The following is a 19478-nucleotide window of genomic DNA, read 5'->3' as shown; positions in this document are numbered from 1 at the left end:
GCTCGATTTTCGTTATCATTCATTGTTTTCGGGCACATATACCAAAATCATCTTCCGCTCGTTGTCATTGAACGAAACCGTCACGCTTCCGCCGAGTTGGGCTGCAGCCAGTTCGACCAAGGTCGAGCCAAATCCGGATCCGTTATCGTCCGGTACAACTCTTTGATCGTGGATCTCGTTCCACGTCAATTCGACAGAACCGTCATTTTGAGTCTTCCATGCCACATCGAGCCTGCCCGAGGCGGGGCCGAGCACGCCGTACTTGGCGGCATTGGTGGCCCATTCGTGCAAGAGAAGCGACAGCGAGGTCAGCTCCTGGCTGCTCAGAATGACGCCGGGGCCGGAGATGCCGAACTCGGCCTGGCCCCCATAGGGTTCGAGGGCGGCGCGGATGGCGTCCTCGAGCCGCAGGCGTTTGCCGGAGCGGGAGCGTTGCGTCATGTCGTGCGAGCGGGCCAGGGCGTTGATGCGGGCCTGGATGCCTTCTACGAGGTCGTCGATATTGTCGCTGGAGCGGCCGGCCATGCGGACCATGCTGGAGATGACCGAGAACATGTTCTTCACCCGGTGGTTCATCTCGCGCAGCATGAGTTCGCGGACCGACTTGGCCTCTTCTTCCGAGGTCACGTCGAAGATGACACCGAGGATGCGGTCGGCACGGTGGCTCTTGATGCGGCGGCCGACAAGGCGCATGGACCGCTTCTGAACGTCGCCGACGATGACCGAGAAGGTCATGTCGATCGCTTCCCCTTCGTCCCGGGCGCCGCGGAAGGCGCCCTTGATCGCCTTGCCGCCATCGGCCTCTGCCATCGCGGCGAAGCGTTCAAGCGGCAAGCTGTTGGTTTCCAGCTCGATCAGGCTTTGGCCCATCTGGTCGAGCTTCAGCGTTTCGGTGGCCGGGTCGTATTCCCAGACACTGAGCGAGGTGACGTCGAGCGCGAGGCGCAGCCGCTCGCCCTCGTGTTTCAGCGCTTCCTCGAGGCGGAGGGCGTCGGTGACCTCGGTGAAGACAAGGGTGGCGCCGTCGACATCGTCGTGACGGTTGCGGTAAGGGGTGATGACCAGCGACCAGGTGCGTTCCTCGGTGCGGTCGGTGACCCGCATGTGGCGGACTTCGCCGTCTTTCATCACGTCCCGTGCGGCGGTCAGCACGTCTTCGTTGTGGCGCAGGGAGCTGGTGACTTCGCTGAGGGGGCGGCCGCGGTCGGTGCCGCGGAAGGGGTAGATCGACTGGATCGCGTCGGTGAAGTTGCGGATCGACATGTCGGAATCGACCACCACCAGCGGCAGGGCCGTCGAGGCGAAGAAGTTGCTGAGATCGGCATTGGCGACGGACAGCTCGTCGACCTTGCTTTTCAGCTCGTCATTGACAGTCGAGAGCTCCTCGTTGGTCGACTGGAGCTCCTCGTTCATCGACATCATTTCTTCGTTGGAGCTTTTCAGCTCCTCGTTGGCCGTTTCCAGCTCCTCGACGGTGGTGTGCAGCCGGACCCGCGTGCTGCGCAGTTCGTCCTCGAGGCTTTGCACGTGGCTGTCCATCGGGTCGAGGTTTTCGAAATCCTCGTCGTCGAAGGCCTCGAACCGGTCGGTGTCGCGCAGGACCAGCAGGATCGAGCCATCGTCGAGCGGCTCGGCGATCAGGTCGAAGGACTGGCGGCCGAATTCGGACTTGGCGACCAGATCGCGCGATATGGTGCGCTTCTTGCTCTTGCCGACCTGGCGGATGATGGCCGAGACGGCCTCGCGCACGCCGGGCCTTGCGATGGAGGGGGCGAAGCGGTTGGTTTCCTGGTCGGTGCCGTAATCGAGGTATTTGCCGAGACGGCCGGTGGTTTTCAGGATCTCGCCGGCGGTCGTGACCTGCAGGGTCGCGGGCGCGTAGGTGGCGAGGATGCGTTGCACCGCGTCATCCTCGCGCCAGTCGGGTTGCAGCGAGCCGGAGGTGTCTTCGGGCAGGCCCGGACGGCGGGGCGTGTCCGGGCGGCTTTGGCCGCGCAGGTGGAGCGGGTATTCCGGGCGGCCATCGTTGCGCTCGAAGATGCGGGCGGTCTGGTCGACCTGCCGGAAGGCGTGATCGTGGCGGCCCACCGTTTCGGACGGACCGAGGAAGAGCGTGCCGCCCGGCTTGATCGAGTAATGGAAGATCGGCAGGGCGAGGCCCTGCAACTGGTCGCCGAAATAGATCAGCAGGTTGCGGCAGGACAGCAGGTCGATATTCGAGAATGGCGGATCGCGGACGATACTGTGGACCGAGAAGCGGATCATGTCGCGGATGCGCGAGGAGATCTGGAAGCGGCCGTCGCGGGCGATGGTGAAGGCGTCGCGCATTTCCTCGGGTATGTCGGCGAGGGCGGCCTGCGGGTAGGAGGCCTCGCGCGCGATGCGCAGCATCTGCTCGTCGATATCGGTGGCGAAGATCTGGACCTTGGGCGCGCGTTTCTGGCTGCGCATCTCGTCGGCGAACATCATCGCGATGGAAAACGCCTCTTCGCCGCTGGAACAGCCGGGGATCCAGACGCGGATCTCGTCGCCGTTGCCGGCGTTCTCGACCAGCGGGCGGATCGACTTGGCGCGCAGCGCCGCGAAATGCTCGGGGTCGCGGAAGAAGCGGGTGACGTTGATCAGGAGGTCGCGGAACAGCACCTCGCATTCCAGCGGATCGGACTTGATGTGCTGCAGGTAGGAATGGGCGTCGGCGAGGTCGAGCACCTGGATGCGGCGTTGAACCCGTCGGATCAGAGTGGATTTCTTGTAGCCCGAGAAATCGTGCCCGACGAAATTTCGGACGACGCCGCAGATGTCCTTGAGGTTTTCCTCGACCGTGTTGGCAAGCTGGCGGTCGACGGTGTCGACGAAGGAATGGGCGTAGAATTGCTGGATCGCGTGGATAAGCTCGCCTGGGCGGCGGACGAAATCGACGAGCCCCGTGCTTTGGGCCGAGGTGGGCATGCCTTCGTACTTGGCGGTGCGCGGATCCTGCACGAGGCAGAGGCCGCCATGTTCCTTGATCGCGCGGAGGCCGGCGCTTCCGTCGGCGCCGGTGCCCGAGAGGATGACACAGGCGGCGAAACGGCCCTGGTCTAGGGCGAGGCTTTCGAAGAAGTCGTCGATCGGGCGGCGCAGGCCGCGCGGCTGGGCGAAATCGGTGAGGTTGAGCACCGAGTCCTTGATCGAGAGGCCGTGGCCGGGGGGGATGATGTAGAGGTTCCCGGCCTCGATCTTCTCGCCGCCCGACACCTGCCGGACGTTCAGATCCGTGTGGCGCGAGAGAAGTTCGGCCAGAAGGCTTTCGTGGTTCGGGTCGAGATGCTGGATGACGACATAGGCGAGGTTGCTCTCGGGGCGGGCCTCGGTCATCATCTCGCGGATCGCCTCGAGCCCGCCGGCGGACGCGCCGATGCCGACGATGCAGAGCCGCTTGCGGTCTTCTTCCCGCTCTTCCACCGGCTTGTTTTCTTCTTCCTCGGAATCTTTCATGATCTGCTGCGCCGGTCTATCGGGGATCGGTGAAGGACATGCGGGCGAGGGTCGCCACGGAGTCGGCGATGAGCTGGGCCGAGCCCATCATCGCATAGCCGTATTCGCGGCCGATCTGTTCGACATCCGTCAGCGCCTGCGAGAGCCTGGCGTCGTTCTTCGTGATTTCCGAGCGCTGCATCGCGGAGGTCATGTCGAACTGAGAGGCGAGGATCAGCCGGGCCTGGCCGGCGCTGTCGTACAGCCGCGACATGAAGACGAAATTGCGAAACTTGCTGCCGTCCTTGCGGTAGTTGAGGATCGGGAAGCGGCCGTTGTCGCCGCCCTTGCCATGCACGAAATCGTGAAGGGGCTGGCGTTCCTCCTCGGTGGTTTCGGGGCCCTGCAGGAAGCGGCAGTTCTGGCCGGTGACCTCATCCTCGGTATAGCCGGTGAGGGTGCAGAAGGCGCCGTTCACGGCGGTGAGGGGCGCATCCCCTTCGGTCGTCGAAACGGCCAGGGCAACGCCGGACTTCTGGATATAATCGTGAAGCGCGGGTGGCAGGTCTTGTTTTGACGACATCTCTTTCATCTCGTTCGTGTCCGGATCGACACCCCAATATTGGTACGCTGGGGCGCGGTGACAACGTGTTTGCAGCCTTTTGACCCGATGCAAAGCGCGAAGGTCAACAAATTTCGCGGTTTGACGCGAAGTCAGGCAACGCAGGCACAACGCGGCCATGGCGATTCTGGTTTCGCCGGTTCCGCAGATTTTTGTGCGGTGGGATACGAAACGGCGCGGGTGTGGCCCGAACGCCCGAAAATGCGGGTCTCAGGATGACGGATTGAGCGTCATCTGGGTCTGGATGACGATCGCGGCCGGTTTGCCGTCTTCGCGGCGGACGGTGGTTTGCCAGATCGACGTGCGCCGCCCCCGGTGCAGCGCCTCGCAACGGGCGGTGGCGGTCTCCCCGATGGGGATAGGGCGCAGGAAGTTGGTCTTGCTTTCAAGGGTGGTCGTGTTCTGGCCCTCTTCGAGATTGATCGCCGCCGCCGTGCCCCCGAGCGCATCGGCCAGCGCCATGATCGCGCCGCCATGCATCACGCCGTTGCGGTTACCGTGCTGTGGCAGCACGGTCATCGTGCCCTCGACGAAATCGGGGGCGCCGCCGGTCAGGGTCACGCCCATGGACTTGGGGAAATCGGGCAGAAGGGCGTTGAGCTCGTCAAGGGTCATGCGGGTGTCTCTGGCGTTGGTTGCGGGAGTGCGGTTGCGCTGGTCTTACCGTCACCGGCGCCGGGGCGCCACCGGAACCTGCGGGATCAGCCCGGCAGGGTCGCGAGGATGGCATCGAGCACGGTATCGTGGCCCAGGTCATGCATTGGCAGGTGCGAATGGCCCGGGGCGAGGGCGGGGTGATGCGCCGTGGCGCCGGCGGCGCGAAGGTCGGCGGCGAAGGTGGCCCAGGCGGCGGCGCGGGTACGCCAGAGATCGTTGATGTCGAGATGGTCGCCGGTGATCAGGGTGACGGGGATGTCGGCAAGCGCCGCGGGGTCGGCCGGTTCGGCGGATGGTTCGACGAGAACGAGATGGGAGGCGCGCGCGCCCTGGGCGATGGCCTCGAAGGCGGGGTCCGCGCCCTGGCTGTGGGCGATGAGGGTGGGGGCGTCGAGCCGGTCGAGCACCGCTTTCACCGCCGCGGCCTGTTGCGGGCCGGTCGAGAGCCAGCGGGGGGCGAAGGTTTTCGCGAGCGCCTCTAGTGCCTCGGTGGGGAACCGCTGGTTGGGGTAGGGCGTGCGTGTCTCGAAGCCCTCGGGCGGGCCGATGCGGAAGAGGGTCCAGGCGTCTTCGAGGGAGCGGAGCACCGGCTCGCCCGGCCAGAGCCCCGGCATGAACCCGGCGCGGCCGCGTTCGACATTGTCAATGACATGGACCTCGTAGCCTTGCGCCAGCAGCAGGTGCAGCCAGCCCGGGCGGCCGTCGGGTGTGGTTTCCCAGACCGTGCCGGTCATGCCGCCGCCATGCAGCAGGACGACCGGCGGGGCATCGCGGCGCGGTTCGGGGATGAAATACTGCACGTAGGCGTGTTCGACCGCGAAGGTGCCCCTGGGGTCGAAAGTCAGGGTGACGTCGCGCGTTACCTGTATGTCGCGCGGTTCGCCCTCGGTCACCCGGTGGAGGCGGCCGCCCGCGGTGTAGCTGCCGAAGTCGCGCAGGGTCACGGGCATCGGAGGTCTCCCGGTGTGGGCCCGCCCGGGCGATGGCCCGGGCAGGTGGGGTTATTGCAGGTCCGACAGGGCCTGGTATTCGCGGTAATCCTCGCCATAGGCGCGGTAGCTTTCGATCACGCGCTTGAACATCTCGTCCTCGGCGGAGCGTTCGGCATAGACCTCGTCGGCGGCCTGTCGCAGGGCGTCCATCACGCTTTCGGGGAAGCGGGCGACGTTGACGCCCTTTTCGCGGAATTCATCCAGGATCGGTCCCTGCGCGCCCGCCGCGTGGCCGAGGGCCCAGAGGCTGACCTCGTTGCAGGAGATCTCGATCGCCTTGCGCTGCGGGTCGGTGAGGGCGTCCCACTTGTCCTTGTTCATGTAGAATTCGATGAAGCCCGCGGGCTGGTGCCAGCCGGGGAAGTAGTAGTTCTTGGCCACCTTGTCGAAGCCCAGCAGCTTGTCGACCAGCGGGAAGCTGAGTTCAGTGGCGTCGAGCCGGCCGGTTTCGAGCGAGGTGGAAATCTCGCCCGCGGGCAGCGACATGGCGTTGGCGCCAAGCTTCGAGAGGATCGCGCCGCCGAGCCCGCCGATGCGGATGTTGAGGCCCTTGAGGTCTTCGGGGCTGTTGATTTCCTTGGTGTACCAGCCGCCCGCCTCGGACAGGATGACGCCGCAGGCCATCGGCACGAGGTTGTAGGGTTCGTAGATCTCGCGCCAGAGTTCCAGCCCGCCGCCGTGGTTGAGCCAGGAGATGTACTGTGTGGGCTCGCCGCCGAAGGGGATGGAGCCGAAGAGCGCCGCTGCCGGTTCCTTGCCGGCGGCGTAGCCCGCGAAGCTGAAGCCCGCGTCGATGGCGCCGGCGCTGACGTTGTCGAAGATCTCGAAGGCGGGGGAGAGTTCGCCCGCGAGGAGGTAGTCGAAGTCGACCTCGCCGCCGGTGAGGGTCGAGACGTTCTCGACGAAGCGCTTGGCGGCCGGGTCGAGCACCGGCAGCGGACCGAAGGCGCTTTGCATCGTGTAGCTGTCGGCTTGCGCCGCCGTGCTTGCCAGAACCGCGAGTGCCGCGGCTTTCAGTGTGTGTTTCATAGGTCCCTCCCTAGTGGTTCATAGAAGCCCCGTGACGATGACGGGGAAGGCGATGATCAGCCCCAGCACCAGAAGCTGAAGCAGGATGAAGGGCAGGACGCCCTTGTAGATGTCGGTGGTTGTGAGCTGGCCGGCGGCCGCGCCGCGCAGGTAGAAAAGCGAGAAGCCGAAGGGCGGTGTGAGGAAGCTGGTTTGCAGGTTCACGGCGACGAGGATGCCGAACCACACCAGAAGCGCGTCGCCCGTGAGGCCGTTGCCGAAGTCGAGGCCCGCCACGATAGGGGCGAAGATCGGCATGAGGATAAGGGTGATTTCGAGCCAGTCGAGGACGAAGCCCAGGAGGAAGATCGCGCCCATGACCACGGCGAGCACGGTCAGGGGCTCGGTGCCGAAGGCGGTGATGGCGGTTTCGACCATGTCGTCGCCGCCGACGGCCTTGAAGACGGCGGAGAAGCAGGTGGCGCCGATCATGACGAGCAGGACCATGGAGGTGGTCGTCACGGTCTGGCGGGCGGCGTCCATGATTACCGAGAGGTCGAAGCGGCGGTAGAGGAGCGCCACGAGGATGGCGCCGAAGGCGCCGAGGCCGCTGGCCTCGGTCGGGGTGGCGTAGCCGGCGATGATGGAGCCGAGGACGATGACGATGAGAGAGAGGAGCGGGCCGAGGTCGAGGAGCAGGCGGAGGGGGTTTGCGCGGCCTTCCGCTCGGGGCGCACGGGGGAGACCGCGGGCACGGATGGCGACGAGGATGCCGTAGACGGCGACGAGGAGGAGGCCGGGGCCGATGGCGCCGGCGAACATGTCGGGGACGGGCGTCTGCAACTGGTCGCCCAGCACGATCAGCATGACCGAGGGCGGGATCAGGATGGCGAGCGTGCCAGAGGCGGCGATAAGCCCGGCGGAGGTGGGCTTGTCGTAGCCGGTTTCCTGAAGGCGGGGCAGGGCGAGGAGGGCCAGCAGCACCACGGAGGCGCCGACGATGCCGGAGGAGGCGGCGAGGAGGACGCCGATGACAAGGACTGAGATGCCCATGCCGGCGGCGCTTCCGCCGAGGGCCTGTTGGGCCGCGCGGAGGGAGCGTTCGGCGACGCCGGTTTTCTCGAGCACGAGCCCCATGAAGATGAACATCGGGATGGCCACCAGCAGCCAGTTCGACAGGACGTTGGCGTAGATCCGGCTGGTGAGCAGGTTGAAATAGGCGGTGGGCAGGTCGGAGACCAGGATGAAGAGCGCGGCGGAGCCGGCCAGCACCATGGCGACGCGGTAGCCTGCGAGGATGCCGGCGAGGGTGAGCGCCGCCATGGCGAGGGGGAGGGCGGTGTCGGTCATTTGGCGCGCCGGAGCAGGCGGAGGGTTTCGACGGCGAGCGCCAGGGCGAGAAGGGCCATGCCGAGGGGCAGGAACGCCTTGATGAGCCAGAGGTCGTTGAGGCCGCCCGAGCGGGAGCCTTCGTCGGAGCGCCAGGCCCGATGGGTGAAATCCCACGCGGCGGGCAGGATCATGACGAGGAAGGGCAGCGCGAACGCCAGGTTGCCGAGAAGGTCGATGCGCGCCTTGGTGCGGTCGCTGCGCTTCTGGTAGAGGAAGTCGACCCGGACATGGGCGTCGCGCAGCCAGACCACGCCGGCGGGCAGGAGGCCGACGATCACCAGCAGGTGCCATTGCACGTCGAGCAGGGAATTGAGGGTAAGCCCCTTGCCGAGCAGGGGCAGGGCGCTCTCGAACTGCGCCAGCGGGTTGATGTCGAGCGCGCTGCACAGAACCTGCAACACGATCGCCAGCATCAGCAGGATGACCAGCCAGGACAGCGCGCGCAGTAGCGCTTGCGCCCAGGGGCTGCCTTTTCCCTCCTCCATCTCCGGCCGTGCCTCCCTTGCCAGATATTCCTCCATATGGAACTATATATTTCCATCTGGAGCAATCCCTTTTTTTGTCCTAGCCTAGCAGGTCAGGAGGCGCCGGTCATGCTCAAGCTTATGGATATCCTCGATGGCACGTCCATTCCGGTGAATTACCGGATGGCGTTCATCACCAACTTCTACCGCGAACCGCTGTTGCGGCGGATGGAGCGGGAGACCGGGATGATCCGTCCCGAGCTGACGGTGCTGATGTGCCTGAGCCACCGGTCGGGGCTGAATGCGCGGGATATCTGCGAAATCACCGAGCAGCCGTCGAACACGGTCAGCCGCGCGGTCGGCGCGCTGGTCGAGAAGGGATACGTGACGCGGACGCGGGATGCCGTCGATACGCGGCGCAACGTGCTGGCGATCACCGAGGCAGGCAAGGCGGTGCATGACCGGGTGATGGCGACGTTTGCCGATGCGGAACGGGTCATGCTGGAGACGTTGGAGCCGGAAGAGGTGGAGGTGCTGACCCGGCTTCTGGACAAGCTGGCACGGGATGTGGAGCGGTGGGCCCCCGGGCTTCCGGCGAAGGCGCAGGGTGGCTGATGTCGGGACGCCTCCGGCGGGAGTATTTGGAGAACAATGAAAGGCGGGGTGTGGCAGCCCTTTCATTGTTCCGAAAATACTCAAATCATCCGTTCGCCGCCTGCGTAGCGGGTTTGGCGAGTTCGCGGTTGATGAGCCTTTCGAAGGCGCCGCGAGGCTTGGTGAAACGGGCGAGCAGGTCGTAGAGCACCGGTGTCACCACCAGCATCAGGACGCTGGCGAGGAGCAGGCCGGCGATGATCACCGTGCCAATGGCCGCGCGGCTTTCGGCGCCGGCGCCGGTGGCCACGACCAGGGGCAGGGCGCCGAGGACAGTGGAGAGCACCGTCATCACGATCGGGCGCAGGCGCAGGGCGGAGGCGCGGAGCACGGCCTCGCGCCGTTTGAGCCCCTCGTCGCGGAGCTGGTTGGCGAATTCGACGATGAGAATGCCATTCTTGGCCACGAGCCCGACCAGCAGGATGATCCCGATTTGCGAGTAGACGTTGAGGGAGAGGCCGCCGAGCGCCATGGCGTAGATCGCGCCGGCCACGCCGGCCGGGACGGTCAGCATGATGGTGAGCGGGTGGACGAAGCTTTCGAACTGGGCCGCGAGGACGAGGAAGACGATGAGGAGGGCCAAAGCCAGCACGATGCTGACGCCTTCGGAGGTGTCCTTGAAGGTGCGCGACTGCCCTTCGTAGCCGAGCTTGGCGGAGGCCGGCAGGATGTCGTTCGCGACCGCTTCGACGCCTTCCAGCACGGTGCCGAGGTTGTGGCCCGGGCCCACCGTTCCCGACAGCTGGATCGAAGGCAGCCGGTCGAAGCGGCGGAGCGAGGGGGCGGCGGCGTTTTCATCGAGCGTGACCAGTGCGCCCAGCGGCACGAGCGTTTCGCCGTCGCCGGCGCGGATGAAGAGGTTGTTGATGTCGGAGGGGCTTTCGCGGTCGACCTCGGCCGCCTGCAGGATGACCGGATATTCGCGGCCGCGGCTGACGAAGGTGGTGACCTCGCGCGAGGCGAGCATGGTTTGCAGGGTGTTGGCGATGGTGTCGATGGAGATGCCGAGATCGTCGGCGCGGTTGCGGTCGATGCTGACGTCGAGCTGGGGGAGGTTTTCCTCGAAGTTGATCTCGGGGTTCACGAGGCCGGGGATGGATTCGGCGCGTTCGAGCAGGGTTGTCGCCCATTCCTTGACGCTGTCGAAATCGGGGCCGCCGATGACCACGCGCACGGGGGTGGAGTTGCCGCGCAGGCCCAGGCCTGCGGGGGTGACGGGGAAGCCGCGGGCGATGGTGACCTGGCTCATCTGCGGGACGAGCCGGCCGACCACTTCGAAGACCGAGACGGCGCGGTCTTCCCACGGGACGAGGCGGAAGACGACGAAGGAGCGGAAGGCGCGGTTGCCCCAGCCGGTGAAGGTGAAGACGGTGTCGATCAGCCCTTCCTCGCGCATCGGTTCGAGGATCTCTTCGACCTGTCGTGCGGCGAGGTCGGTGTGGTCGACAGTGCTGCCCTGGGGCGCGGTGAGGGGGATGAAGCCGACGCCGCGATCTTCCTTGGGGGCCAGTTCGCGGGGCAGGCCGTCGAAGAAGAGCGCGGCGCCGCCGGTGATGGCGATGGCGATGGCCAGCACCACGAGCGGCATCTGCACCGCGCGTTTCAGGAGGCGGTAATAGGCGGCCTGGATGCCGGTGAGTTCGCCATCTTCGCGGGTGAGGCCGCTGCCGGATTTCAGCACGCGGGAGGCGAGCGCCGGGCAGGCCGAGAGCGCCACGAAGGTGGAGATGGCGACGGTGCCGGCCATGACCCAGCCGAACTCGACGAAAAGCCGGCCGACCTGGCCGGGCATGAAGGAAAGGGGCACGAAGACGGCAATGAGGGTAAGGGAGGTGGCGATGACGGCGAAGGTGACTTGCTTGGCGCCGCGCAGGCTGGCGACGAGGGGGCTTTCGCCGTTCTCGATGCGGCGCTGGATGTTCTCGAGCACGACGATGGCGTCGTCGACGACGAGGCCGATGGCCAGCAGCATGGCCAGAAGGGTGAGCGTGTTGAGCGAAAAGCCCCAGGCGCCGATCAGGATGAAGGAGCCGATGAGCGAGATCGGGATTGCGACGGCGGGGACCAGCGTGGCGCGGAAGGAGCGCAGGAAGAGCAGGATCACCAGCACCACGAGGCCGAGCGAGATGGAGAGCGCGATCAGCACCTCGCGGATCGAGGCGCCGACGAAGAGCGCGTCGTCGGAGCCGATGATGATGTCCATCCCCTCGGGCAGGGTGGGTTTGAGCCGCTCGATCTCCTCTCGCACGCCTTGCGAGATGGCGAGCGTGTTCGACTGGCTCTGGCGCAGGACGGCCATGCCGACCGCGTCGGTGCCGTTGGTGCGCACGATGGTGGTGTCGTCGGCGACGCCCGGTTCGACGCGCGCCACGTCGCCCAGGCGCACCGGGTAGCCCGCCACGCGGTCGAGCACAACGTCGCGGAAATCGTCGACGCTGCGCAGGCGGCTGTTGAGGCGGACGGAAAGCTGGCGGTCTTGCGAGACGACTTCGCCAGCGGGAAGCTCGATATTGTTGCGGCGGAGGGCGGTTTCGACATCCGCCACGGTGAGTTGGCGGGCCGCCAGTGCCCGGCGATCGAGCCAGATGCGCACGGCGAAGGGGCGTTCGCCGTAGATCTGCAGGTTCGCGACCCCGTCGATGGTGGCGAGCCGGTCGGAGATGAACCGGTCGATATAGTCGGTGATCTCGGCGGTGGTCATCCGCGAGGAGGTGACGGCGAGGCGCATGACAGGGTCGGCGTCGGCGTCGCTCTTGATGACGCGGGGGTCCTGCGCTTCTTCCGGCAGGCGGGAGGAGACGCGGCCCACCGCGTCGCGCACGTCGTTGGCGGCCTGTTCGATGTCGCGGCCGGTTTCGAATTCCAGCGTGATGCGGCTGCGGCCCTGGCGGCTTTCGGAGCTGATCGAGCGCAGGCCGGTGATGGCGGCGACGGCGCCCTCGATGGGTTCGGTGATGTCGGTGTCGATCACCTCGGGGGCGGCGCCGACATAGATGGTGTCGATGGAGACGACGGCGTTGTCGACATCCGGCAGCTCGCGCACCGGGATGGTGCGCAGGGCGGCGAGGCCGAAAACGAGGAGAAGGAGGCTGGCCACGGCGGCCAGCACGGGGCGGCGGACGGCGATGTCGGGGAGGGTCACGAGTCGCCCTCGGTGCTGGAGCTGTCGGATGTGTCGCCCGCGTCCAGGACGGTGACGGCGCCGCCGTCGCGGACCCGTTGGAGCCCGCGGACGACGACGCCGGTGCCTTCCTCGAGCCCGCCCTCGATGGCGACGTAGCCGCCGCGGCGCTGGCCTGTCTTGACGGGCACACGGGTGGCGATGTCGTCGGTGACGGTGAAGACGTAGGTTTCGGCGGCCTGGAAGATAATCGCGGCTTCGGGGACGACGAGCGCCTCGGCCTCGGAGAGGGTCAGGGTGAGGGACATGAACATGCCGGCGGGCAGCACGCTGTCGCGGTTGGGGATGACGGCGCGGGTGCGGAAGGCGCGGCTGACCGGGTCGATGCGGCTGTCGACGGCCTCGATCCGGCCTTCGAAGGTGCGGTCGGGGAAGGCGGCGGAGGTGGCGGTTACGCCGAGGCCGGTGCGGACCTGGGCGAAGAGGGTTTCGGGCAGGGCAAACTCGACGATGACCTCGGAAAGGTCGTCGAGCCGGGTGATGATGTCGCCCTCGCTGACGCGGGCGCCGGGGTCGATCTCGGTCAGTCCGACGACGCCGGCGAAGGGGGCCTTGATGGTGCGGTCATCCAGCCGGCGGCGGGCGCGGTCGAGCTGGGCGCCGGCCTCGGCCAGGCGGGCGATGGTGTCTTCCAGCGTGGCCTGGGAGATGGCGTTGGTCTCGCGCAACTGGCGGGCGCGGGAGAGGGCCTGTTCCTGTTCGGTCGACCGGGCCTCGGCCTCGGTCAGGTCGGCGCGCTGGATGGTCTCGTCGAGCCGGACCAGCACCTCGCCCTTTGCGACGCGGTCGCCGGGGGTGAAGGTGATTTCCACCACGCGGCCATCGGCCTCGGGCACGATTTCGACCGACTGGCGGGCGCGGGTGGTGCCGACGGCCTCGACCGACTGGGCGAGGACGCGTCGTTCGGCCGGGACCAGCTCGACCGGGGCCGGCGGGCTGGCGCGATCGGTTGCGGCTTCTTCGGCCGGGGCGAGGTAGATGGTGTAGGCTTCCCATCCGCCATAGGCGAGACCGCCCAGAAGGCAGAGCACAAGAAGCTGTTTCCAAACGGACATGCATGTTTCCCCGGGACGCGCCCGCCACGTGGCGGCAGCGCGATGGCAAGCCTAGCGGAAACCGGGGAAATGGCAACGGGGAAGGGGCGTGTGGCGCAGGGGGGGCAAGGGCGCTGACTCTCTTGCCCTGGCCCGGTGGGCCGGGGCCAATCGCGCCGGGGGATTTCGGACCCGGAAAGAGGCGGTGAGTGGCTATTGGCGGGGGCGGGTCATGTCAGGATCGTAGGGGGAGGGCGGGATGACGCGGGACGGCGTGAGGCGGCCGATGATGTCGATCTCGATCGCGGTGCCCGGCTGGGCGAGATCGGGGGCGATGAAGGCGTAGGCGAGGTTTTTCCCTGTGCGGTGGCCCCAGGCGCCGCTGGTGACGGTGCCGACGACGCGGTCGTTCAGCATCACGGAGGCGCCGGGATGGGCGGGGGCGTTGCTGTTGTCGATGTCGAGCGTGACGAGGCGTTTGCGGGGGCCTTGGGTGCGGCGGGTTTCGAGGGCGGGTTTGCCGATGAAATCGGGTTTGTCGAGGGTCACGAAGCGGGCGAGGCCGGTTTCGAACGGGTCGAACTCGGTCAGGAGGTCGGATTTCCAGTGCAGGAAGCCTTTCTCGAGGCGCATGGATTCGACCGCGCGGGCGCCGAAGAGGCGGAGGCCGTGCGCCTCGCCCGCGCGGCGGAGGGCGAGCCAGGCGGCGTAGAGCTGGTTGTTGGGGATGTGGATTTCGTAGGCGAGCTCGCCCGAGAAGCTGACGCCCATGACGACGGCGGGGGCGATGCCGATGAAGCATTGGCGGACCGAGAGCCAGGGGAAGGCCGGTTTCGACCAGTCGGCGCGGCTGACGGCCTGCATCACCTCGCGGGATTTGGGGCCGGCGAGGACGAGGATGGTGTGCGCGTTGGTGAGGGAGTGGATCTGCACGTCTTCGCCGGGCCGGATGTGCCGGGTCAGCCAGTCCATGTCGTGGGCTTCGGCGGCGGCGGCGGAGCCGTACCATACGCGGCCGTCGGGGAGGTTGGCGATGGTGGCTTCGGCCTTGATCATGCCGTGGTGGTTCAGAAGGTAGCCGAGGCCGACGCGGCCGGGTTTGCGGGGGAGGCGACCGCAGATCATCCGGTCGAGGAAGCTGTGCACGTCCGAGCCGGTGAGTTCGTAGCGGTTGAAGCCGTTCACCTCGCAGAGGCCAACGGCGGTTTGGACGGCTTCGACCTCGGCGGCGACGACGTCGAAGGTTTCGTTGAAGCGGAAGCCGTGGGTTTCGTGGAAGTCGCTGGTGGGCTTGATGTAATCGGCGCGTTCCCAGCCGTTCACCACGGTGAAGTCTGCGCCTTCGGCGGCGAGGATGGGGGTGAGTGGCGTGGTCTTGACGGGGCGGCCGGCGGGGCGGTGTTCGTGGGGGAATTCGAAGCGGAATTCGTTCTGGTATTCCTCGATGGCTTTCAGGGCGGTGAGTTCGACATTGCCGTGGCCGGTGAAGCGGCGGGGGTCGAGTGGCCAGGTGTCGTAGCAGGCCTCGCCATGGACGATCTGCTGGGCCAGCAGCCAGCCATGGCCGCCGCCTTCGCCGAGGCCTGCGCGCAGGCCGATGATGCAGAAGGCGTTGCGTTTGCCGGGGATGGGGCCGACGAGCGGCGCGCCGTCGAGGGAATAGGTGATCGGACCGTTCACCACCGTATGGATGCCGACCTCCATCAGGGCGGGCATACGGGCGAAGGCGCCTTCGAGCACGTCGGTCACGCGGTCGAGGTCGTCGGGGCAGAGCGCGTTCGTGAAGTTCGGGTCGATCCCGTCCATCCCCCATGTGCGGCAGTCCTGTTCATAGAAACCCAGCAGGAGGCCCTGTTTCTCCTGACGGCAGTAATAGTCGGAGATCGGGCAGCGCAGGAGCGGCATGCGGTGGCCGGCGTCGATGATCTGTTGGATCGGTTCGGTGAGGAAATACTGGTGTTCCATCGACATGACCGGGTGGTGCACGCCCATCATCGCGCCCACCTCGTTGACGCGGTAGCCGCAGGCGTTGACCACGATCTCGGTGCGGATGTCGCCCTTGTCGGTGTGGACGGTCCAGCTGTCGTCCGCGTGCTGGGTGAGGCCGGTGACGGGGGTGTGGCGGTAGATCTCGGCGCCGGCGGTGCGGGCGCGGCGGGCGAGGGCCTGGCAGAGCTGGGCGGGATCTATATCGCCATCGAGCGGGTCCCACAGCCCGCCGAGCAGGTTGTCGGTGGAAATGAGCGGGTGCCGGCGGGCGCATTCGGCGGCGTCGAGCACCTCGAAATGCACGCCCATGCCGCGGGCCATCGAGGCGAAGTGGCGGTAGCCGTCCATCTGCGCCTCGGTATTGGCGAGGCGGATGCCGCCGTCGCCGTGGTGATAGTTGATCGGGTAATCGGGGTCGTCGGCAAGCTCCTTGTAGAGGTTGATCGAGTGGGTCTTCAGCCCGACCATCGTCTGGTTCATGCCGAAATTGGTGACCTGCGCCGCGGAGTGCCAGGTGGTGCCGCTGGTCAGTTCGTCACGCTCGACGAGGACCACGTCGGACCAGCCCTCTTGCGTGAGGTGGTAGAGGGTGGAGCAGCCGGCGATGCCGCCGCCGATCACGACGCACCTGGTTTGCGATTTCATGTTCGATGTCTCCCGGCCGCATGGTTCGGAGCCAGATGGCCGTCGAACCGGGGCGGCGGTCAATGGGATGAGCGTGGTTTGCAGATTATCGAAACGGTGATGAGAGAAATTGCCGCCTTCCGGATTGCGCTTGCCGCGTGGTGCGCCATGCCGCCTGATGATCGGGACATGATCCGGAGGCGAGAATGGCGAAGGATGACGGCAGGCCGCGCCGGTCGGGGCGGCGGGAGCGGGTGGCGAAGCGCGCGGCGCCGCCGCTGATCAACCCGGCGCCGCCGGGTCAGATCGGCGGGGTGTACCGGCCGCTCTCCGAGGCGGACATGCAGGCGATCTATGGTACGGCGTTGCGGTTGCTTGAAGAGTTGGGGATGGGGCAGGTGCCGGCGCGGCTGGCCGATGTGCTGCGCAGCGCGGGGGCGCGGGAGATGGAGAACGGGCGGTTTGCGTTGCCGGAGCGTCTGGTGCGTGAGGCGGTGGCGGCCGCGCCGAGGCATTTTCCGATGCATGGGCGTGACCCGGCGCGGAGCATCGAGGTGGGCGGGCAGGCCGTGCATTTTGGCACCGGCGGCGCGGCGGTGCAGACACTTGACCTCGACAGCGGGGTGTACCGCGCCTCGACCTTGCGGGACCTGCATGATTTCACCCGGTTGCAGGACACGCTGACCAATGTGAGCTGGTTCACGCGGTGCTGTATCGCCACGGATATCGAGGATCACTACGACCTTGATGTGAATACCGCTTATGCGCTTTTGAGGAACACGACGAAGCCTGTCGCCACGGCCTTTACGCTGGCCGAGCACGTGGCGCCGATTGTCGAAATGTTCGATGTCGCCGCCGGTGGGCCCGGGGCGTTTGCAAAGCGGCCCTTCGTGAAGGCGCATATCAGCCCGGTGATCTCGCCCCTGCGGTTCGGGGAGGATGCGGTGGACGTGACCTTTGCCTGCCTGGAGCACAACATCCCGGTGTCGTGCATTACCGCGGCGCAGGCGGGGGCGACGGCGCCGGCGACGCTGGCGGGGTTCCTCGCGCAGTCGCTGGCCGAGACGCTGGCGAGTCTCGTGATGGTGCATGCGATCAAGCCGGGGCATCCGATGGTGTTTTCGAACTGGCCGCTGGTGATTGACCTGCGGACCGGGGCGTTTGCCGGGGGCGGGGGCGAGATTGCGGTGCTGAACGCCGCGTCGGCGCAGCTGTCGAACTGGCTGGGGCTGGTGTCGGGCGTGGCGGCGAGCATGACGGATGCGAAGGCGATCGATGCGCAGTATGGCGTGGAGAAGGGGCTGACCTCGCTGGCGGCGGCGCTGGCCGGGGGGAACCTGATCTATGAAAGCTCGGGCATGACGGCCTCGCTTCTGGGGGCGAGTTTCGAGGCGTTCGTGCTTGATAACGAGATGCACGCGATGACGTATCGGGCGCTGCGGGGGATCGAGGTGAGCGAGGATAATCTCGGGTTCGATGCGATCTGCGAGGCGGTGCTGGGCGAGGGGCATTTCCTTGGGGGTGCCCATACGTTCCAGGCGATGGAGCGGGATTATGTCTATCCTAGCCTGGCCGACCGGGACACGCCGAAGACCTGGGCCGACGGAGGGGCGCGGGATGCGTGGGCCCGGGCGCGGGAGAGGGCGCGCGAGGTGCTGGAGGCGCATCATCCGGAGTACCTGACGGCGGAGCAGGATGCCGAGATCCGGCGGCGGTTCCGGATACTGGATTAGGTCAGTCTTCGGGGCCGGACGTGTCCGGCAGCACGCGGAACAGCCCGTCAAGCCAGGGCATGCGCTCGACGGTCGGTGCAACGGCGCGGTCCTCGACCAGACGGCGCATGGTGCCGATGACCGAGGCGACGGCGGCGCCGGGGCTGTCGTCGGTGGTGAAGACCGAGAGGGTGCGGGCGAAGCTTTTGGCGGGGAATGGCAGAAGCATGATCTGGCGGTGAAAGCGGTGCGCGCGGATGTAGTTCATCGGCGTGGTGATCGCCCAGCCGTCGCCATCGGCGACCATGCTCATCAGGCTCTGGTTGCTGTCGAATTCGAAGCGGGCGGGCAGGGTGACGCGCAGGCGACGGAGGTGCTGCTCGATCTGGGCCGCCATGATCTGGTTGCCGGAATAGCGCAGGAGCGGCAGGGGGGACCGGCCGGCGAGATGATCCTCGGGTGTGGTGGTGTCACCCAATGGCACGGCGAGGACGAAGGGATCGCGCAGGAGGGGGGCCTCGGTCAGGTCGTCGGTGCCGAATTGCGGGCGGGTGGCGATGCCGACGTCGATGTCCTGATGGCGCAGCAGGGCGAGGATTTCGTGGCTCGGGCGGGTCAGGTGGCGGAACCGGCATTTCGGCATGCCCGCGGCGAGGCTTCGGGCCAGTTCGGGGCCGATCTCGCTGTCGAAATCCTCGATCAGGCCGATGGAGAGCTCCCGCGTTTCGGCGAGATCGCCCGCCTGGGCCTCGGTCTCGGCCTTGCGCAGGAGGCGCATCGCCTCGTCGACCTGGGCGTGAAAGACCGAGCCGGCCGCCGTCAGGCGCAACGGCCGGCGGGCATGGTCGAAGAGATTGACGCCAAGCGCGTCTTCAAGGCTGCGGATGTGGTGCGAGACGGTGCTGACGGACAGGCCGCTTTCTTGCGCGGCCTCTTGCACGGCCCCGCTGCGGGCGGTCAGCAGGAAGACTTCGAGCCATTTGAGGCTGAGCTTGGACTTCTTCATGTGACACAGGATCGGGCGGCCGGGGTGCCTTGTAAACTCTGGAAAGAGCCATTCGAGAAAATCGAAACTGGCAGCCGGTCGGTCACCAGGAAAGGGGCGGGATGCCGGCCCTTTTCGGGTCTTGCCTCAGGGCGGGCTCAGTCGCCGTTGTCGACTTCCTTGGTGGACACCGCTGTCGCGATGTCCGAGGCCAAAGCGTTGATTCCTTCCTCGACCGTGTCGACGGCCGCGACACCGAGACCGACCACGGCCGCGGTCAGCACGACCCAGTCGACCGTTGCGGCGCCGTCTTCATCCTTCAGGAACTGTTCAAATCGTTTCTTCATCTCTGCCATCCCGAATGGCTTTTCGTAACGCCCCCATCCCCGCGGCAGATCATGCCATCGGGGCGCACAGGGGCTTTGCGCTGATGACAGGTCTGACGAAGGAATTTGGCGGGATTGTGGCCCGGTCTGGCCGGTTCTTCGGCCCGGACTGCGCGTTCTGTCGCAGCCGGGTCAGTCTCCGTTCGCGACGCTGACGCTTTCACTGACTACTTGGCTCAGCTCGACCGTTCCGGTGTGAACGGCGATGGTCGCGTTCACACCCAGCATGACGACGCCGGCCGTCAGCATGACCCAGTCGGTGCTGATGACGCCGGACTCGTCACGAAGGAAGCTGTGCAGGTATTTGAGCATCGGGCCGGCC

15 protein-coding genes are annotated in these 19478 nt (G+C 66.7%); 2 read left to right on the top strand and 13 right to left on the bottom strand.

From position 1 onward, the window contains the following. Positions 1-15 precede the first annotated feature (15 nt). The 7 genes from RIdsm_RS14250 to RIdsm_RS14220 all read right to left on the bottom strand — a co-directional run bounded on the left by RIdsm_RS14250 (position 16) and on the right by RIdsm_RS14220 (position 8648). Positions 16-3477: a CheR family methyltransferase gene (locus tag RIdsm_RS14250; RefSeq protein ID WP_057815155.1), complete on the bottom strand. Its 3462-nt coding sequence runs from the start codon at positions 3475-3477 to the stop codon at positions 16-18. Positions 3478-3493: 16 nt separating this feature from the next. After that, positions 3494-4039 carry a PAS domain-containing protein gene (locus tag RIdsm_RS14245; protein WP_057815675.1) on the bottom strand — a complete coding sequence of 182 codons (546 nt, stop codon included), beginning with the start codon at positions 4037-4039 and terminating at the stop codon, positions 3494-3496. Positions 4040-4288: 249 nt separating this feature from the next. Then, positions 4289-4693 carry a PaaI family thioesterase gene (locus tag RIdsm_RS14240; RefSeq protein ID WP_057815157.1) on the bottom strand — a complete coding sequence of 135 codons (405 nt, stop codon included), beginning with the start codon at positions 4691-4693 and terminating at the stop codon, positions 4289-4291. Positions 4694-4779: 86 nt separating this feature from the next. Further along, on the bottom strand, positions 4780-5685 hold the full coding sequence (locus RIdsm_RS14235; protein ID WP_057815159.1) for an alpha/beta hydrolase family protein: 906 nt from the start codon (positions 5683-5685) through the stop codon (positions 4780-4782). A gap of 51 nt (positions 5686-5736) precedes the next feature. Next, a complete protein-coding gene (locus RIdsm_RS14230) occupies positions 5737-6756 on the bottom strand; it encodes a TRAP transporter substrate-binding protein (RefSeq protein WP_057815160.1) in 1020 nt (339 codons plus the stop codon). An 18-nt stretch (positions 6757-6774) separates the two neighbouring features. Further along, positions 6775-8085 carry a TRAP transporter large permease gene (locus RIdsm_RS14225; protein ID WP_057815162.1) on the bottom strand — a complete coding sequence of 437 codons (1311 nt, stop codon included), beginning with the start codon at positions 8083-8085 and terminating at the stop codon, positions 6775-6777. Beyond that, positions 8082-8648 carry a TRAP transporter small permease subunit gene (locus tag RIdsm_RS14220; protein ID WP_057815164.1) on the bottom strand — a complete coding sequence of 189 codons (567 nt, stop codon included), beginning with the start codon at positions 8646-8648 and terminating at the stop codon, positions 8082-8084. Before RIdsm_RS14220 ends, RIdsm_RS14225 begins: the two co-directional genes overlap by 4 nt. 72 nt (positions 8649-8720) lie before the next feature. On the opposite strand from RIdsm_RS14220, the gene RIdsm_RS14215 reads away from it, so the two are divergent. Beyond that, complete coding sequence (locus RIdsm_RS14215; protein ID WP_057815166.1) at positions 8721-9206, top strand: MarR family winged helix-turn-helix transcriptional regulator; 486 nt, start codon at positions 8721-8723, stop codon at positions 9204-9206. A gap of 85 nt (positions 9207-9291) precedes the next feature. Here the strand turns inward: RIdsm_RS14215 and RIdsm_RS14210 are convergent, their stop codons facing one another. The 3 genes from RIdsm_RS14210 to RIdsm_RS14200 form a co-directional block, all read right to left on the bottom strand. Next, a complete protein-coding gene (locus tag RIdsm_RS14210; protein WP_057815168.1) occupies positions 9292-12387 on the bottom strand; it encodes an efflux RND transporter permease subunit in 3096 nt (1031 codons plus the stop codon). Further along, positions 12384-13481: an efflux RND transporter periplasmic adaptor subunit gene (locus tag RIdsm_RS14205; RefSeq protein WP_057815170.1), complete on the bottom strand. Its 1098-nt coding sequence runs from the start codon at positions 13479-13481 to the stop codon at positions 12384-12386. The genes RIdsm_RS14210 and RIdsm_RS14205 overlap by 4 nt, the downstream gene beginning before the upstream one ends. 192 nt (positions 13482-13673) lie before the next feature. Then, the gene (locus RIdsm_RS14200) at positions 13674-16094 is read right to left on the bottom strand and encodes a GcvT family protein (protein ID WP_057815172.1); all 2421 of its coding nucleotides are present in this window, start codon (positions 16092-16094) and stop codon (positions 13674-13676) included. A 185-nt stretch (positions 16095-16279) separates the two neighbouring features. Between RIdsm_RS14200 and RIdsm_RS14195 the strand changes: the two genes are divergently transcribed. Continuing rightward, entirely contained in the window at positions 16280-17806 is a 1527-nt protein-coding gene (locus RIdsm_RS14195; protein WP_057815174.1) for a trimethylamine methyltransferase family protein, read from the top strand. A gap of 1 nt (position 17807) precedes the next feature. Here RIdsm_RS14195 and RIdsm_RS14190 read toward each other — a convergent pair whose 3' ends face one another. From RIdsm_RS14190 to RIdsm_RS14180, 3 genes are all read right to left on the bottom strand, one after another. Beyond that, the gene (locus RIdsm_RS14190; protein WP_057815176.1) at positions 17808-18791 is read right to left on the bottom strand and encodes a LysR family transcriptional regulator; all 984 of its coding nucleotides are present in this window, start codon (positions 18789-18791) and stop codon (positions 17808-17810) included. Positions 18792-18928: 137 nt separating this feature from the next. Beyond that, a complete protein-coding gene (locus RIdsm_RS14185; RefSeq protein WP_057815676.1) occupies positions 18929-19117 on the bottom strand; it encodes a Flp family type IVb pilin in 189 nt (62 codons plus the stop codon). A gap of 171 nt (positions 19118-19288) precedes the next feature. Beyond that, positions 19289-19468, bottom strand: coding sequence for a hypothetical protein (locus RIdsm_RS14180; protein WP_057815178.1), 180 nt, complete (start codon positions 19466-19468; stop codon positions 19289-19291). Positions 19469-19478 lie beyond the last annotated feature (10 nt).

The organism is Roseovarius indicus (assembly GCF_008728195.1).
Classification (GTDB): Bacteria; Pseudomonadota; Alphaproteobacteria; order Rhodobacterales; family Rhodobacteraceae; genus Roseovarius; species Roseovarius indicus.
This window is presented reverse-complemented; position numbering and strand designations above follow the sequence as displayed.

Bases quoted from the DNA above. Each gene is read 5' to 3' on its own strand.
- RIdsm_RS14250 (WP_057815155.1), bottom strand. From the start codon at position 3,477: ATGAAAGATTCCGAGGAAGAAGAAAACAAGCCGGTGGAAGAGCGGGAA.
- RIdsm_RS14245 (WP_057815675.1), bottom strand. From the start codon at position 4,039: ATGTCGTCAAAACAAGACCTGCCACCCGCGCTTCACGATTATATCCAG.
- RIdsm_RS14240 (WP_057815157.1), bottom strand. From the start codon at position 4,693: ATGACCCTTGACGAGCTCAACGCCCTTCTGCCCGATTTCCCCAAGTCC.
- RIdsm_RS14235 (WP_057815159.1), bottom strand. From the start codon at position 5,685: ATGCCCGTGACCCTGCGCGACTTCGGCAGCTACACCGCGGGCGGCCGC.
- RIdsm_RS14230 (WP_057815160.1), bottom strand. From the start codon at position 6,756: ATGAAACACACACTGAAAGCCGCGGCACTCGCGGTTCTGGCAAGCACG.
- RIdsm_RS14225 (WP_057815162.1), bottom strand. From the start codon at position 8,085: ATGACCGACACCGCCCTCCCCCTCGCCATGGCGGCGCTCACCCTCGCC.
- RIdsm_RS14220 (WP_057815164.1), bottom strand. From the start codon at position 8,648: ATGGAGGAATATCTGGCAAGGGAGGCACGGCCGGAGATGGAGGAGGGA.
- RIdsm_RS14215 (WP_057815166.1), top strand. From the start codon at position 8,721: ATGCTCAAGCTTATGGATATCCTCGATGGCACGTCCATTCCGGTGAAT.
- RIdsm_RS14205 (WP_057815170.1), bottom strand. From the start codon at position 13,481: ATGTCCGTTTGGAAACAGCTTCTTGTGCTCTGCCTTCTGGGCGGTCTC.
- RIdsm_RS14200 (WP_057815172.1), bottom strand. From the start codon at position 16,094: ATGAAATCGCAAACCAGGTGCGTCGTGATCGGCGGCGGCATCGCCGGC.
- RIdsm_RS14195 (WP_057815174.1), top strand. From the start codon at position 16,280: ATGGCGAAGGATGACGGCAGGCCGCGCCGGTCGGGGCGGCGGGAGCGG.
- RIdsm_RS14190 (WP_057815176.1), bottom strand. From the start codon at position 18,791: ATGAAGAAGTCCAAGCTCAGCCTCAAATGGCTCGAAGTCTTCCTGCTG.
- RIdsm_RS14185 (WP_057815676.1), bottom strand. From the start codon at position 19,117: ATGAAGAAACGATTTGAACAGTTCCTGAAGGATGAAGACGGCGCCGCA.
- RIdsm_RS14180 (WP_057815178.1), bottom strand. From the start codon at position 19,468: ATGCTCAAATACCTGCACAGCTTCCTTCGTGACGAGTCCGGCGTCATC.